The organism is Terrisporobacter hibernicus, assembly GCF_020809405.1.
In the GTDB taxonomy this organism is placed as follows: Bacteria; Bacillota; Clostridia; order Peptostreptococcales; family Peptostreptococcaceae; genus Terrisporobacter; species Terrisporobacter petrolearius.
Map to the genome: position 1 here is coordinate 15,437 of NZ_CP081135.1, position 16,044 is coordinate 31,480.

Below are 16,044 nucleotides of genomic sequence, written 5' to 3' on the forward strand. Positions count from 1 at the left end.
AAAATCGCCCCTTAGTCCTCAGACTAAGAGACGAATTATATCCGCGTTACCACTCTCATTAATAAGCTATTATTCAATAATAAAAAAGTCCCTTGGCTATAAAGCCAAGAGACGAATCATTCCGCGTTACCACTCTTATTGATAAAAAACTTATCCACTCAATCTCTTAAGGCGAGATAACCGATTGACATACTAAAAATTTCTGACAATCTCCTCCAAAGCTCTCTTCACTTTATATCCAGTTGCTAGGCTCACACCAACCCTAACTCGCTGAAACTTAATAAAAAGCTACTCTCTTTTTCTCAGGATTTATCTATTGAATTATTTATCTTGTTAAAATAATAAATTACTTTCTAAATTATGTCAATATATTTTTTATTATAAAAACTAAAAATCTACTTTTACCATTCTCCCTTAAAATCATTAACATTGTCCTTATTTACTTCAACTTGTTTGATTTGGTTTACTGCATCAACTTTTTCTCCATCAAAATGTTTAGCTGCCATTTCTATAACTAAAGAACCTTCTTCAACTGCAGACATATAAGTAGTGCCATCTATAAGCCCATCCTTTATAGCTTGAAGACCATCTTTACTTCCACCTAAACCTATTACTTTTACTTTATTTTTAAGAGATGCATCTTTTAGAGCTTGTCCTGCGCCAGTTGCAGAGTTATCATCTTGGCATATTATTACATCAAAATCCATTTTCTTTTGTATTAAATCTTCTGTTATTTTTAAAGCTTGCTCTTTTTCCCAGTTAGAAGTTTGTTTATAAACTATTTCTATCTTACTTCCCTTTAAAGCTTCTTCAACACCTTTTCTTCTTAATACTTGAGGAGTAGTTCCTGGAACACCTTCTATTAATACAGCTTTTCCACCTTTTTTCCCTAATAAGTTTTTAGCTATTTCTCCAGTTAATGAACCTGTTTCAGATTCATTTTGCCCTATATAAGTTACTAGTCCTTCATATTCTCCTGTTGGATTATCCCCTATAGAATTTGTAAATGCTATTATTGGTACTTTAGCATCATTCGCTGTTTTAACTATTTTTTCAGATACTGAAGACTCCACTCCACATAAAGCTATCATATCTACACCTTTTGCTATAAAGTCTTCTGCTTGAGATAATTGTTTACTAGCATCCCATCCTGCATCTGCATATTCTACTTCTATACCTTTTTCTTTTGCTTTTTCGTCTATCCCCTTTTTAGTTGCAACGAAATAGCCTGTTGAACCTGGTAATAATACTGCTATTTTTTTAGGTCCATCACTTGTCCCCCCTGAGTTTGAACAACCAACAAGTCCAAAGGCCATAATTAAAGATAATACTACTGATAATTTTTTAATTACATTTTTCATTATAAAGTTTCCTCCCTTTTTTTATCTTTAAGCAAGTTTTTTCTTGCTATAAGAATCAAAACCAACAGCTACTAAAATTATTAATCCTTTAAAGATATATTGGAAAAATATATCTATACCTAATAAGTTAAAACTATTATTTATAACACTCATAAGAAGTACACCTATAATAGTTTTTAATACAGATCCTGATCCACCTGATACAGAAGTCCCTCCTATAACAACTGATGCTATAGCGTCCATATCGTAAGAGTCACCAGCAACCGGGCTAGCCGTCCCTAATCTTCCAGTTAAAACTAATCCTGCAATTGCTGCTAATACTGCATTTATTATAAATACTTTTATCTTTTGACTATCTACATTTATACCATTTAACTTACTTGCATCTTGATTTCCACCTACCGAATATACATGTCTACCAAATTTAGTCTGAGTTAAAACTATATATGAAACAATAACTACTAAAATAAATACTATTACTGGCATAGGTATGCCAAGGAAATAGCCATTACCTAATAAATCCAACATTGGAATAGTTTGTGTAATTGGGTAGCCCCCAGTTATCATAAGTAATATACCACGTACAATAGTAACCATTGCCATTGTAGCAATTAGTGATGGTACATTAACCTTGGCCACCATAATACCATTTACTAAACCAATAATTGCACACACTACTATTGCTGCTATAATTGCTAAAAATAAATTTGTTCCAGTTGTTGCTAGTCTCATTACTATTACTCCTGAAAGAGCAGCAACTGCCCCAACAGAAATATCAAAATTACCAGATATGATTACAAAAGTCATTCCTGCTGATATTATACCTATTATTGATGATTGTCTTAATAAATTTAGTACATTTTGTTTACTTAAGAAAGCCGGCGTTGCCATACTTATAGCTATACATAAAACTACAAAACCTATTAAAACTCCGTAGTCTCTAAAATTCAGTTTACTTGTATATTTTTTCATAATATTCCCCCATCTTAATGTACATTAAATATGCTGTTCATTATATCCTGAACTGTAATACCATCATTTTTTAATTGGTCTACAATAGCTCCTTCTCTTACTACAAGTATCCTATCACTTATCCTTATTACCTCTTCTAAATCGGATGAAATAAATATTACTCCCATACCTGTTTTTGCAAATGCTTCTACTGTCTTAAATATATCCTCTTTTGCTGCTATATCTATTCCTTTAGTAGGCTCATCATAAACTATTAAATCTAAATCTTTTTCTAACCATTTAGATACAACAACTTTTTGCTGATTTCCCCCACTTAGTTCCTTTACATATTGTTTTACATTATTTACTTTTATTCCTAAGTTCTCTACTCCACTTTCTGAGAACTCAATTTCTTTGTTTTTACTTATAAATATACCATTTTTAAATCTATCAATTTGCACAGCTGCTGAGTTTGTGTATATAGGATGATCTAAGATTAGACCTAAGTTTTTTCTGTCTTCTGGTATAAGACCTATCTTGTTTGATATGGCTTCTTTTGGAGATGCTATGTTGACTTTTTTATTATTTAAGAATATTTCTCCATTTTCTTTTTTATCAATTCCAAAGAGAATATTAATTATTTCTGTTCTTCTAGATCCAACTAACCCTGCAAGTCCTACTATTTCTCCTTTGTATATATCAAAAGAAATATCTTTTACTTTTGAGTTTCGCAAGTTTTTAGCTTGTAATATTGGTGCCTCATCATATTTTGCGTAACAATAATCTTTAGTTTCAATAATCTTATGATTTTCATTACCTGTCATTAGTTGTGTTATCTTAAGTTTTGTTAAATCAGATACTTTATAAGTGCCTACCATTTCTCCATTTTTCATAATACTTGCACTATCACATACTCTAAATACTTCTTCTAATATGTGAGAGATATAAATTATAGTTTTATTCATTGATTTTAGTTTACCTATTATTTTGAACAAACTTTCTTTTTCCTTATTTGTTAAGGAAGTTGTTGGCTCATCCATAATAATAATATCTGAATTGGCCGATACTGCCTTCATTATTTCTATCATCTGTTGATTTGCTATACTTAATTTTGATGTGATAGTATAAGGGTCTATATTAAAATCAAACTCATTACAAACATTTTCGTATTCATTTAGCATGGCCTTTTTATTAATAAAAACTCCATTTGTAATTTCTCTTCCTAAAAATATATTTTCTACAACAGTTAAAGTTGGGACGAGACTTAATTCTTGGTAAATTACACTTATTCCATTTTCTTTTGAGTGATGTGGGTTTTTAAAATTTATTTCTTTTCCATTTAATAAAACTCTTCCCTTAGTCTGACTATGTACTCCTCCAATTACTTTCATAAGAGTTGACTTTCCAGCTCCATTGGCTCCAAGCAAGGCTCTAACTTCTCCTTTTTCTACACAAAAATCAATTCCTTTTAATACTGATACACTTCCAAAACGCTTGTAAATATCTATCATTTCTAATATCTTACTCATTAATTCACCCCCCATTACTTCAAGTGCTTTATTACTTCATCTATATTTTCTCTAGGCGCTGATAAAAGATCCCAAGATAAAACATATCCTTCTATTGGTAGTTCATTGAGATTTATAATATTCTCTTTAATATAATTAGGATATACTGGGGCAATATCTTCTTTCCTATTTATTTCTATCCCTGCATAAATACTACAATTTAAATTTTCTGTCATATATTTTAACTCTTTTTTTACAAAATCCAAGGGATATTTGTGCCCACTATAATTAGATACCCCTATGATTTCTAGGTATTTATCATTTGCTTTATTTACATCTAATTTAATAGTTTCTTTTACTAAGTTGTCACTTTCAAAGGGTAATCCTGCAGGTGCTTTTGTTATTCTATAAATCATAGGCTTTATAAAATCACATGCATTTTGTAACTTTTCTAAATCTTGTCCTGCAAAATAGGATATAAAAGGGGAAAACGTATCTATTCCCACCTTCATATCCAACTTTCTAAAATATTGTGTTATTTGGAGTACAGAGTTATATATATTTTTTGACTTAATGGCAAAAAATTTTTCCCATATTTCATTTTCAAACTTGTATTTTCCTTTTTCATAACTTTTTATATTAAAAGGAATCTGCTGATAATTATCATAACCATCCCTTATTTTTTTCATTTCTTCTTTTAGTGTATTTACATCTATATTTTCTTCTTCATATATTTTCATACAATTATGACAGAAACAATTAAACACACCTGATAATTTATTAGAAAATGAACCATATCGGATTTTATCTAAAAAAACCCCATCAAATTCTATGTTACTGAAGTTTTCCTCATATACTTGAATTAAGTTATTTATATTCACTTTACTATTCGGGCAATAAAATTCAAAATTTTCATCTTCACATAATTCATAACTTTCTATTTCATTTAAATTGTAATCCACAAGTAATTGACTATTTTTAAGTAATCCAATTTCTGAAAATACTGGTATCCATAAATAAAGCTTTGTATTATATTCTTTCAATAATTCCTTCGTTCTTATGTATAAATCTTTATCTATGCACCAACCCATTATTACTTTTTCTATTTTAATGTTTTTCAAAACATAACTTAATTTGTCTTTGATTTCATTAAATTCTAAATTATTACCCTTGAATCCACCTGTAAAAATCTGCAAAACTACTTTCTTAGAACTCATAAATTTCCTCCTATTATAATAGTTTTTTAGCGAGTTTTAATCCTCCATAAACAGGAGCATTCTCTTGTAATAAAAATCTTATTTTTGCACAGTTTGACATATTTTTTATATTTTCAATTACTAATTTTCTGTAAAGATTACTACTAAATACACCACCTGATAGCACAATACTTAATTTATCTTCAGCGCTTTTGCTTATTTTATCTAATACATTTATTGATGCAATTGATAAATCTTTAGCTGATTCTTCCAATATTTCCATTGCTAAATAATCTTTTAAATCTGCCGCTAAAATTACAAGAGTTGCTATATTAGCTATTTCATAATTATTACTTATAGAGGTTATTTTATAAGGCAAATTATTAAAGCTAGATTCTTCATAATATCTCAATATATAATCAAATAATATGGAATATTTTCTACATCCATCACAATATAGTAAGGTCTCTCTAAGGGCCTTTCTTCCTATTTCATATCCTGAACCCAAGTCACTGAAGTTATATCCCCATCCTCCACTTCTAAATATACCCCCATAACTATTTATTCCTAATACTATAGAACCTGTGCCTGATATAATTACTATACCTGGTTCATCAGCTTGTGCATAAAATGCTAATACGGCATCATTATATAAATATATTTGTTCTTCCTTTAGTCCTGTCTTTTTTATTATATTTAATATTATTTCATAATCATCTTGAGAGTCATATCCAGATATGCCAAACACTGCTCTTATTACATCTTTTTTATTTATATTTAAATCTTTGTACATTCCCTCTAAACCCAAATTTATATTTTCATAAGCAGTATCTATTCCTACAGATTTGTAGTTACTTGAACCTGTTGTAATATTTCCTAAAATATTTCCACTTAAATCACTTATAGTAAACTGAGTTTTTGTTCCTCCTCCATCTACTGAAACTAGGTAGCTCATGCCTAACACCCCCTTATATTTGACAGCGAATACTGATATGTAGTTTCTTTCAAACACATATTTATAGTTCCGTTTAATCCATGTTCTTTTGATGATTCTAACACTATTATCTCGGGGCAATTATCTTTACCGACTGCATTAGAAATATAATTTATTACATAATTAATATCTTCATTTTTTATTACTTCGCATTGAATTACAACCGTCTCTGGATTTAATATACAAACTATATTTAATATAGTTTTTGATACTATCATCATTAAACTTTCTTTTAAGTTCTCTTCTTTTTCTATTTTTATTTTGTTTTTTAAATTTAAAATTACCTGTTCAAGATTAAAACTATTTATGTCATGTTCTCCTATGTCCATTATATTTAATTCTCCCGCAAAATTACTAAATCCAGTATATAAGTTTTTGTTAATAATTATTCCTGATCCAAGTCCATCTTCCACATATACTAAAAACATACTGTCATATATTTCTTTATAGTTTTTTTCATAAATTCCCAATGTGGCCAAATTTACATCATTTTCAACAAAGGTATTTATATTGTATTTTGATTCAATTATTTTCTTTAAGTTTACATTTTCAAGCATCCTTATATTTGGTATGTTTTTTATTACTCCATTTTTTACAGCTCCAGGTACTCCAAGTCCTATTGCTTTAATTCTACAACTCCCACTTTTTTCAATCAGCTTATCAATAACATGAAATAAGTCATTCATAAATACATGGTAATCAGAATTATTTACATAAAATTTATCTTTGTATATAATTTCTCCAATTAAATTAGATACTACAGCATAGAATATATGATTGTAATAATACAATGCTATTACATATTCTAAGTCTCCATTGATTTCAAAGAGTTGAGCTCTTCTACCTCCTGTTGACTCTGCAACAGCACTTACTTTAACTTTTTCTTTGTCTAGAAGTTTTTGTACTGTTTTGTTAACTGTAGCTAAACTCAAGTTAGTTATATTTGATATTTCAGGCTTTGTTATAGGACCTTGTTTTTTTATTAGATTTTTTATTAGATCTTCATTTACTTTTTTTATTGTTTGAGGTTTTCCTATCATATTATTCATATTATTTACACCTTACTTTATAAACTTTATTAATTAAGTTAATTGTATATTAGCTAAATCTTTGTGGCAACAATTATTTTTACATTTTTTTCCATTAGTTTAATATTTTTTACTCATTTATAAAAGGAATATCATCTTTTGATATTCCTTTACATAATAACTCTTTTTTAGTTAATGTATCAAACCCAATATAGCATCTACTGCTTTTACTGAACCTCCAGAATTTTTAAAACTCTTTGATAACTTTTGTGCATTTTCTTCATATTTAGTATTATTAATAACTTCCAACACAGCTTCTTTTATATTTTGTGGTTTATCATTTTTTAATACAAAACCTGCACCCAATTCTGCTACTCTTCTACATACCATTTTTTGTTCTGATTGTTGTGGGAATAGTATTAGGGGTACTCCATAGTATATACTTTCATTTACACTGTTCATTCCACAATGACTAATAAACCCATTCACTTCTTGAAGAACTTCAAGCTGATTAAATTTATTTTCCACTTTAAAATTCTTGGGTATATTACCTAGTTGTGATATTTCTGTGTTGTTTCCAACAGACATAATCACATCTATATCATTATCTTTGAAAGCTTCTATACAATTTTTATAAAAATTAATATTTTTGTTGTTTACAGTACCCAAAGATATATATATTTTTTTACGTGTATTTCTTTCTTTTTCTACCATCACATCAGCTACTGAAGGCCCTACAAAATAATATTTATCAGAAAAAGTATCAACCATAGGTTGAAATTCTTTTGATGTATAAACTATAGTATTTGTTTCATTATCATTTTGAATTATTGAAACAAAATTTTTTACATCATAACCATGACTCCTTAAAAGCTCTAATTTTTTATTAACTTTTCTCATTCCAAGCAACATATACATAATTTCTTTAAAACTTTGCTTCATCATAGGTGCCGTATACTGATTAAATGCAAATGTTGTAGTAGAACATATATAAGTAATGCCCAACTTATTTGCAAATAGTTTCCCCCAACAACATAAAGAATCAGATACTATACAGTCTGGATTAATTTCTTTTAACTCTTTACATACTTTTTCATCTAAAGCTACTGTCGTATCAACTATCATTTCTATCATGGCAGAAAAATCTTTACCAACTTTTTTCTCGTCTTCTGGCCTAAGATTTGGAAGATAATCATCACAACTTATATAATTAGCTCCAGCTCCCTCAATTTTTTCTCTAAATTCTTGAAAAGAATAATACCAAACTTCATGACCTCTACTAGTTAATCCTCTCACTACCTCTATAGTTGGGTTAGTGTGACCATGTGCTGGTATGGAAAAAAATACAACTTTACTCATTTTTACTCATCCCTTATTTATTCTATTTAAACTCATAACTTTATTTATTTAAGTCTACTCCCATCCCCCCCATAAAGTTTATAAGGTCTCGTTGGTGAACTATTGCAATTCCTTTTTCTTCATCACCAAGTACCAATAACTTATCACCTGTATTAATATCAAATAACTCTCTAGCTTCTTTTGGAATAACAATTTGTCCACGCTCTCCCACAGTAACAGAGCCAAAGAAATACTTTCCCTTAGGTGGTATGGCAACTCCCGACTTTTCTTCAGAATAATTAACTAAATTATCCAGTGTTACATTATACAATTTTGCAAGTTTGACACAGCTATTTATATCTGGAACTGATTCGTTATTTTCCCATTTTGCAACTGACTGACGAGATACGTTTATTTTTTCCGCCACTTCTTCTTGAGTGTACTTATTTATTTTCCTTAATGTTTTTAAATTCATACTAATCATATTTATCATACCTCCTATATTAATAATATTTAATATATACTCTTTTTTCTACCAACTACCCTTAACATTCATGTATATATTAGTGGAATTTAAAAATGACCTATAAATAATAGGTCATTTTATTGTCTTAAACGTATTAAAATCAGGATTATATTGAATAAAGCTTTTCCCATTATAAGAAAAGGCATCTCTAGGACAACTACTCATACATCTTTGACAAAGTAAACAATTTTTTTTAAAAGTAACTTTATCATCAATTCTAATGCTTTGCACTGGGCATCTCATTTCACACATTTTGCAATTTATACATTTGTCTTTTTCAATAGAAATTTTTTTAGTTACATAGTTTACATAATGGGGATAAACTATATGATAAACTAAATCGATAATTTTTTCGTTTATATTTTTCTTTGGATATGTTTTTAATATTCCTTCTAAAAAATCTTTAACCCCACTTTTAATCAAACTTATAGACTCTAATAATAGTTGTTTTTCCTCTTCCTTTGAAGATCTTTTAAACATAAAATTATAAAAATTATTGGGCATAGGTATAAACATAGTATAAGTTATATTCAAAAAAGGTACTCTATGTATACAGTGCTGAAAAGCTATAGCTTCTTTATCTGAAGCTTGTGTAGAAAATAGCATACACTTACCTGTAAAACCTTTTAAATTTTCTTCCATATATTTAATCAATATTTCTGGATATCTATCTAGGTACACAGGTCCTCCAATTATTATAGAATCATATTCCTTTAGATTTATATTCCCTTTTTCTATATTTATTAAGTTAACCTGTTTATTATATATTTCAAGCTCTCTTTTAATATTGTTTGCTACGAATTTTGTATTTCCTGTTCCAGAAAAATAAACTATACCTATATTTTTCATTCCTTATTCACCCCTGTTAAATTATAATTAATAAAATTGCTTATAATCATATGATATCCAAGTTATATATCTTTCGTAAAGTTTCATATAAAAAAGCATATAATTTCAAAAAAATTATATGCTTTTTTATAAATATGTATTTAATTAAAAATCTGTTGCTATTACAGTTAGCATTATTTCATCGCCTAAATCTTCTCTAACAGAAGTACCAAATATAATATTAGCCTCAGGATCACATAATTCTGTCACTAAGCTTGATGCATCATTAACTTCAAATAATGTTAAATCTCCTCCACTGGCAATATTAAGTAATATTCCTTTTGCACCTGTTATAGCAGTTTCAAGAAGAGGTGATTCTACTGCTTCTTTAGCAGCTTCAACTGCTCTATTTTCTCCACTAGCTGTACCTATACCTATATATGCTAGTCCTTTATCCTTCATTATTGAACTAACATCAGCAAAATCTAAGTTTATAAGTCCTGGCATTTTTATTAAATCAGATATTGATTGTATCCCTTGCTTTAATACATTATCTGCCATAGAAAATGCATCCATCATTGATGTATTTTGTGACACTATTTGTAACAATTTATCATTGGGCACAGTTATTAATGTATCAACATTTTCTTGAAGATTTTTTATTCCTTCATCCGCGTTATTCTTTCTAACTCTACCTTCAAATCCAAAAGGCTTTGTAACAACACCGATTGTAAGAATTCCCATTTCTTTTGCAATGTTTGCAACTATTGGAGCCGCACCTGTTCCAGTACCTCCACCCATACCAGCAGTTACAAATACTATATCAGTACCATCAAGTTCATTTATTATTTGTGTTCTACTTTCTTTGGCTGCATCTTTACCTACTTGTGGTTTTGCCCCAGCACCTAAACCTCTAGTTATTTTTTCTCCTATTTGAATTTGCTTGTTGGCCATTGAAGAAAATAGCGCTTGTTTATCAGTATTTACAGAAATAAAGTCTATGCCTTTTACTCCTTCACTAATCATTCTGTTGACTGCGTTGTTTCCTCCGCCTCCAATACCCATAACTTTTATTACAACATCATCGTTATCAAGCTCTATATTAATTCTGTTTTCGCTCATTATTCTACCCTTCCTACTTAATAATTTTTTCTAAATTTTTATTCATAACCCTTTGAATAATAAAATGCCTTCGCATACACCATTTAATTATACTAAAAATTTCATAACATTTATATCGAATTTTGTAAAAATATCATTATTTTCCACCTATTTCAATTAAAAATAGTAAGAAATAAATTCACACTCCTACACCTTACTTGAATTTTATAATCCAACTTATTTTATATTTTCCTATAATTAGTTAATATTTGCCAGCATTTTATGATAATATGTTAAATAGTTAATATAAGATGAAAAGAGGTGTAAGAGTATGAAGTACGATAAAGAAAAAATAGATGAGACTAATAAATCTTCAAAAACAAATAAAGAAATTGCTCCTTGGGATAGGCCTCTTTTTTTAATGATAATAACCTTTATTGGAGGTTATATGAATGCATATACATACATTACAAGAAATGGTGTTTTGGCTAATATGCATACGGCAAATATGTCTATATTTGGAATTAGCATTGCACTTGGTCAATGGCAAAGAGCACTAAATCATTTTATGCCTATAATTGCATGTATACTAGGTGCTGCATTCAGTGAATTTATTAAAGCTCTAATTATAAAAAAGAAATACAAAGGCGATTGGAGAAAAATGGCCCTTGTTTTAGAAGCTATGGCACTGTTTTGTATTGGTTTATTGCCTAAATATATACCAGACTATATTGTTACTAATCTTGTTTCTTTTTTCATGGGATATTTATTATGCCTATTTAGAAACTGCTTTGGTATTGCATATAATACAACAATTTGTACAGGTAATCTTAGAACTGTTGGTCAATTATTTTATGGTGTATTTGATGAAAAGAGTAAAGATTCTCTTGTGAAACTACTTACCTTTACAGTTCTTACATTTTCTTTTGCTCTAGGTGCCATACCTGGGACTATAATTTCTATTGCTGTAAGTACTAAATCTGTGTGGGTTTGCAGTTTTTTATTATTATCATTAGTACTTTGGATGTCTAAGTTTGAATTAGATAGTAAATTGCCAAATAATAATAAATAACTTATTCTTTATTAATTGCTAAAATACCATTGATTTTATAGAAAACTTAAACTACAAAAGCTACTGAGCTAAAACCAGTAGCTTTTCAAATTATTAATTATTTAAAAGTTTTTCCTTAATCATTTCTATATCATCTTCGTTGTATTTCACCTGCGATACACTAAAAGTAATAATAGCATTCTCATAAACAATTATTTTTTCCTCTGAAATATGTGAAACATACGCTTCCTTGGCACCCCATTTTTTTGCTTCTATTTCATCTTTTTTATAATCACTAAAAAACTCATCATATTCTTTTAGAGTACTTTCTAATACTCTGTCTAAAATTTTATCATACTTGCTTTTAAATACAGTATAAGAAATTTCTCCTTTAGAGTCTTCAATATTCTCATAATAATAACTTTTTGTCTCATCGTCATAAGCTTTCTTTTTACTTTCTGTATAAATATAATCAGAACAATCTACATAGGTTCCCAAAGGTGATGAAGAATAATCTTTATAAGTTTCTCTTTTCCCTGTAATACTTTGGTCAAAATCTTCCAAAGATAATGGTATCTCATCCTTTGCAGTGTTATTTGAGGAATCCCAATCACTGATTATTGCAGCAAATCCAATAATAATTAAAAAAATTGTAACAAAAGTTCCTATTTTTTTAACTAAACAAATTTGCTTAAAATTCTTTTTGATATTTAAATCCAAGTCCTTATTTTTAACAACAACTCTATATTTTTTAAACTTAATAATAAAAAAAATAACATTTAAAATTATAATTAATATAAATGAAATAGCAAAAACTATTGTGCTTGTACTTGTTAGTAAGCTAATTACTCCTACTTTAGTTAAAAATATTATATATGTATTTATAGCTAAAATAATTAAACCAAAAATAAAATAATAATATTCTTTAAATACATTTCTAAATTTCAATTCTTGTCGTGGAAAATTTTTAGAGTCTGAATTATTAATAAATATTTGAAAAGTTTCATTACCACATATATACTCTAAATTTATTTCATTATATGAATTTACATAATCTGATTTTAGTGCATATTGATCTTTTACCATTTCATGTTTTGTATTATCTACAAAAAAATTTATCAACCTAGGCTCTATTTTTTCAAAAGTCAAACTCATAGCACTTATTTTCTTTATCATCCATCCATTTTGTGCCTTTTCACTTAAATATTCTTCTAAAGATTCTGCATCTAAAATATCAAAATAATTATATTTTTTCATTTTGTTTTTCCCAATTAACATGAATCTCCCCCCTATTTTCCTACTTTGTAAAATATCCTTTCTTATCAAGTATAAAAACTATAGCTATAGAAGAAATCAAAACAAAGGTAGCTATAAGTCCGGCTTCTGGTCCAAAGGTTCCACCACTAATCGTATCACTTCCTACTAAATTTAAATCAACAATACTAGAAACACCCACATTTAGTCCACTAACTTCAAATCCAAATATATTACCTTGAGCAAAATTCCATGCTGAATGCATACCACAAACGGCCCAAAGATCATTAGTTTTTGTAACATAAATACCATAAAAAAGTCCTACTAAAATAATATTTATTACTGCAACGTAGTTAACATCAGGATTGAATAAATGCATAAATCCAAATATAGTAGAAGACAGAATTAACGCAAAAGCTTTATTGTATCTAGCCGCTAAAACATTCATTAGCCATCCTCTAGTTACTATTTCTTCCGTTCCACCTTGAATAATCCAACCAACTAATATAAACATTACTCCACCAATTGCAGATATACCAATAGGTTGACTGGGATTTTTTTCTACAGAAACACATCCAAATAAGCACAGTATCAAAACAACAATTACCATCATTACAAGACCAATTATAAAACCTTTAATATATTTTTTTAGCCAACTATCTTTGCTAAATCCAAGAGTTGAAATACTCCTTTTTTCAATATATTTAACTCTTACAAATACTAAAAGTGATATAAATACAAATGAACTTAATTGAATAAATAGTTCTAATATTTTTAGGTTTGATGATATACTATGGAAAAATGATAAAATTATATACAGTGGAATTATACAAATTCCTCCTATAATTTGACCTCCAGTCATAAATAAAAAAGCCAAAATTGTTGCCCAAATAAAATTAGGCAACTTTTTACTTTGTTTGGCTAAAGTTACTAGATCTTCTTTTTTTGAATACATAATACCCCCTAAGACATTGTTATTTTGATTTGAAATTATATATTGGTTTAATTACATCAATTATATCTACTGTATCGCCAACAAACTTTAAAATATCCTCTATCGGTTTATATGCCATTGGCGCTTCATCTATGGTTTCTTCACATACAGAAGTGGTCCAAATATCTTTCATAGTTTTTTCAAAGTCATTAAGATTTAACTTTGACTTTGCTTCTGTTCTGCTCATAAGTCTTCCTGCTCCATGGGGTGCTGAGAAGTTCCAATCTTCATTCCCTTTTCCTATGGCAAGTATACTTCCATCTCTCATATTTATTGGTATAAGTAGCTTTTCTCCTTCATAAGATGATATGCTTCCCTTCCTTATTATATTATCTTTAAAATTTATGTAATTGTGAGTTGTATGGAAGTGACTAAAATCATCAACACTTCTATTTATCAATTTATTTAAAATTATATTTGCCATGACTTCTCTATTTATTTCAGCGTACTCCTGGCAAATTTTCATGTCATGTAAGTATTCTTCTCTATATTTTCCACTTAAAAAACATAAGTCTTTAGGATATTTAGGTTTTAAACCTTCATATTTTTTTATTAACTTTTTCAGTTCATTTTGAATTTCTTTTCTTCTTCCTTGTGCCTTAAATGTTTTTATTAATTCTTCTTTTTCTTCATAAAACTTTTCTTTGCCACTACATAACTCTATTGCTAAACTTTGATAGTACTCTGCAACTTGTTTTCCTAAATTTCTGCTACCAGAATGTATTACTAAGTATTTATTTTTGTTCTTATCTTCATCAACTTCAATAAAGTGGTTTCCACCACCTAAAGTTCCTATACTTCTTTCTATCCATTTACTTTTTTTTAATTCTCTATAACAGTATAAATCTTGTAATTTAGTAAAGTTATATTTTGTACCTTCGTGAACATTTTTACCTGAAGGTACATATTGATTAATAATATTATCTAGCTCATCTAAAGGAAAATCTATTTTCCCTAATTCTACAGTAAACATTCCACATCCAATGTCCACACCTACTATATTAGGTATGACCATGTCCCCAAGCTTAGCAGTAAATCCAATAACGCATCCTGCACCTGCATGAGCATCTGGCATTATTCTTATTTTCCCATTTTTAACAAATTCTTGGTCACAAAGCTCTTCTATTTGCTCCCTTGATTTTTCATCAATCTTATCAGCAAATATTTTAGCCCAGTTGTATTTTCCCCTTACTTCTATCATAATTTTCACACCCTTTCTATTTTGTAATATTATCTTATCATTTTTATTTTTATAATTGTGAATTTTTTGCAAATAAAATGCCATTGACTTTTCAATGGCATTTTACTTATTTTATGTAAAAGTATACTATTTAATTTAAACTATTGCTTTAGATATTTCTTTATTATTCATTAATATTTTAATTAATATTGGTATAAATATCAATTGTATTAGCATACCTGGTATAGCAGTAGTTAAACCTCCAACTACATACATAATTGGGTTTATTTTAGGTGCCAAAGTCAAAGCCACTACATATGCTCCCGCAACTGCAAATAGTCTTCCCACTATCATGGCCACTATTAGAGATAAGTACACTTTATTTGTTTTACTAAATACTAACCCTGAAACTAAACCGTATCCACAAAGTTCAAAAGCCATAATTGGCATAACTGGAACTAAAGGTGGCATCCCTGTTAATAATCCACTAAGCACTGGGGTAATTATTCCCACTCCTGCTCCATATATTGGTCCCAAGAAATATCCTGCTATTAAAACTGGTATATGCATTGGTAAAAACATAGGTCCTCCCATGCTAAACATGTGAAATACCATTGGTAAAACAATACCACATGCAATAAAAAATCCTGATAATATTAATTTTTTTGTTTTCATAAAATAAATCCCCCTGTTTATTAATTACAAATTTAAATAAATATAATTCCCTTGATAAT

Annotated in this window: 14 protein-coding genes, 2 pseudogenes and 1 other annotated feature; of the genes and pseudogenes, 1 reads left to right on the forward strand and 15 read right to left on the reverse strand. The window is 28.5% G+C overall.

Translation table 11 applies throughout. The features are described from left to right. Positions 1-104 precede the first annotated feature (104 nt). Positions 105-313, reverse strand: a binding site (T-box leader). An 88-nt stretch (positions 314-401) separates the two neighbouring features. The 11 genes and pseudogenes from JW646_RS00070 to ftsZ form a co-directional block, all read right to left on the reverse strand. Beyond that, a complete protein-coding gene (locus JW646_RS00070) occupies positions 402-1,361 on the reverse strand; it encodes a sugar ABC transporter substrate-binding protein (RefSeq protein WP_148557708.1) in 960 nt (319 codons plus the stop codon). A 27-nt stretch (positions 1,362-1,388) separates the two neighbouring features. Further along, the gene (locus tag JW646_RS00075) at positions 1,389-2,333 is read right to left on the reverse strand and encodes an ABC transporter permease (protein ID WP_148557707.1); all 945 of its coding nucleotides are present in this window, start codon (positions 2,331-2,333) and stop codon (positions 1,389-1,391) included. Positions 2,334-2,347: 14 nt separating this feature from the next. After that, positions 2,348-3,841, reverse strand: coding sequence for a sugar ABC transporter ATP-binding protein (locus JW646_RS00080; RefSeq protein ID WP_148557706.1), 1,494 nt, complete (start codon positions 3,839-3,841; stop codon positions 2,348-2,350). 14 nt (positions 3,842-3,855) lie between these two features. After that, positions 3,856-5,037 (reverse strand): hypothetical protein, encoded by a 1,182-nt coding sequence (locus JW646_RS00085; RefSeq protein ID WP_148557705.1) that lies wholly within the window; start codon positions 5,035-5,037, stop codon positions 3,856-3,858. A 13-nt stretch (positions 5,038-5,050) separates the two neighbouring features. Beyond that, positions 5,051-5,971 carry an N-acetylglucosamine kinase gene (locus JW646_RS00090; protein WP_074917213.1) on the reverse strand — a complete coding sequence of 307 codons (921 nt, stop codon included), beginning with the start codon at positions 5,969-5,971 and terminating at the stop codon, positions 5,051-5,053. Positions 5,972-5,973: 2 nt separating this feature from the next. Continuing rightward, a complete protein-coding gene (locus JW646_RS00095; RefSeq protein ID WP_148557704.1) occupies positions 5,974-7,059 on the reverse strand; it encodes an ROK family transcriptional regulator in 1,086 nt (361 codons plus the stop codon). Between the two features lie 171 nt (positions 7,060-7,230). Continuing rightward, entirely contained in the window at positions 7,231-8,397 is a 1,167-nt protein-coding gene (locus JW646_RS00100; protein WP_148557703.1) for a macrolide family glycosyltransferase, read from the reverse strand. Positions 8,398-8,437: 40 nt separating this feature from the next. Then, positions 8,438-8,647, reverse strand: a complete 210-nt coding sequence (locus JW646_RS20270) for an AbrB/MazE/SpoVT family DNA-binding domain-containing protein (protein ID WP_334302569.1) — start codon at positions 8,645-8,647, stop codon at positions 8,438-8,440. 33 nt (positions 8,648-8,680) lie between these two features. Then, a pseudogene (locus JW646_RS20275) lies at positions 8,681-8,869 on the reverse strand (helix-turn-helix transcriptional regulator); the annotation flags it as partial. A 105-nt stretch (positions 8,870-8,974) separates the two neighbouring features. Further along, positions 8,975-9,751 carry an EFR1 family ferrodoxin gene (locus tag JW646_RS00110; protein WP_148557701.1) on the reverse strand — a complete coding sequence of 259 codons (777 nt, stop codon included), beginning with the start codon at positions 9,749-9,751 and terminating at the stop codon, positions 8,975-8,977. A 147-nt stretch (positions 9,752-9,898) separates the two neighbouring features. Further along, positions 9,899-10,852, reverse strand: a pseudogene (ftsZ, locus tag JW646_RS00115) (cell division protein FtsZ); the annotation flags it as partial. A gap of 310 nt (positions 10,853-11,162) precedes the next feature. Between ftsZ and JW646_RS00120 the strand changes: the two are divergent. Continuing rightward, entirely contained in the window at positions 11,163-11,903 is a 741-nt protein-coding gene (locus JW646_RS00120) for a YoaK family protein (RefSeq protein ID WP_148557699.1), read from the forward strand. A gap of 93 nt (positions 11,904-11,996) precedes the next feature. Here the strand turns inward: JW646_RS00120 and JW646_RS00125 are convergent, their stop codons facing one another. The 4 genes from JW646_RS00125 to JW646_RS00140 form a co-directional block, all read right to left on the reverse strand. Next, the gene (locus JW646_RS00125) at positions 11,997-13,160 is read right to left on the reverse strand and encodes a DUF2812 domain-containing protein (protein WP_148557698.1); all 1,164 of its coding nucleotides are present in this window, start codon (positions 13,158-13,160) and stop codon (positions 11,997-11,999) included. Positions 13,161-13,179: 19 nt separating this feature from the next. Further along, positions 13,180-14,091, reverse strand: a complete 912-nt coding sequence (locus JW646_RS00130; RefSeq protein WP_148557697.1) for a CPBP family intramembrane glutamic endopeptidase — start codon at positions 14,089-14,091, stop codon at positions 13,180-13,182. Between the two features lie 19 nt (positions 14,092-14,110). After that, positions 14,111-15,331 (reverse strand): RtcB family protein, encoded by a 1,221-nt coding sequence (locus tag JW646_RS00135; protein WP_148557696.1) that lies wholly within the window; start codon positions 15,329-15,331, stop codon positions 14,111-14,113. 135 nt (positions 15,332-15,466) lie between these two features. After that, positions 15,467-15,985 carry an ECF transporter S component gene (locus JW646_RS00140; protein ID WP_228416183.1) on the reverse strand — a complete coding sequence of 173 codons (519 nt, stop codon included), beginning with the start codon at positions 15,983-15,985 and terminating at the stop codon, positions 15,467-15,469. Positions 15,986-16,044 lie beyond the last annotated feature (59 nt).

Excerpts from the sequence above, each read along its gene's own strand:
- JW646_RS00090 (WP_074917213.1), bottom strand. The coding sequence starts at position 5,971 with ATGAGCTACCTAGTTTCAGTAGATGGAGGAGGAACAAAAACTCAGTTT.
- JW646_RS00110 (WP_148557701.1), bottom strand. The coding sequence starts at position 9,751 with ATGAAAAATATAGGTATAGTTTATTTTTCTGGAACAGGAAATACAAAA.
- JW646_RS00135 (WP_148557696.1), bottom strand. The coding sequence starts at position 15,331 with ATGATAGAAGTAAGGGGAAAATACAACTGGGCTAAAATATTTGCTGAT.
- JW646_RS00080 (WP_148557706.1), bottom strand. The coding sequence starts at position 3,841 with ATGAGTAAGATATTAGAAATGATAGATATTTACAAGCGTTTTGGAAGT.
- JW646_RS00140 (WP_228416183.1), bottom strand. The coding sequence starts at position 15,985 with ATGAAAACAAAAAAATTAATATTATCAGGATTTTTTATTGCATGTGGT.
- JW646_RS00085 (WP_148557705.1), bottom strand. The coding sequence starts at position 5,037 with ATGAGTTCTAAGAAAGTAGTTTTGCAGATTTTTACAGGTGGATTCAAG.
- JW646_RS00070 (WP_148557708.1), bottom strand. The coding sequence starts at position 1,361 with ATGAAAAATGTAATTAAAAAATTATCAGTAGTATTATCTTTAATTATG.
- JW646_RS00125 (WP_148557698.1), bottom strand. The coding sequence starts at position 13,160 with ATGTTAATTGGGAAAAACAAAATGAAAAAATATAATTATTTTGATATT.
- JW646_RS00130 (WP_148557697.1), bottom strand. The coding sequence starts at position 14,091 with ATGTATTCAAAAAAAGAAGATCTAGTAACTTTAGCCAAACAAAGTAAA.
- JW646_RS00075 (WP_148557707.1), bottom strand. The coding sequence starts at position 2,333 with ATGAAAAAATATACAAGTAAACTGAATTTTAGAGACTACGGAGTTTTA.
- JW646_RS00095 (WP_148557704.1), bottom strand. The coding sequence starts at position 7,059 with ATGAATAATATGATAGGAAAACCTCAAACAATAAAAAAAGTAAATGAA.
- JW646_RS00100 (WP_148557703.1), bottom strand. The coding sequence starts at position 8,397 with ATGAGTAAAGTTGTATTTTTTTCCATACCAGCACATGGTCACACTAAC.
- JW646_RS00120 (WP_148557699.1), top strand. The coding sequence starts at position 11,163 with ATGAAGTACGATAAAGAAAAAATAGATGAGACTAATAAATCTTCAAAA.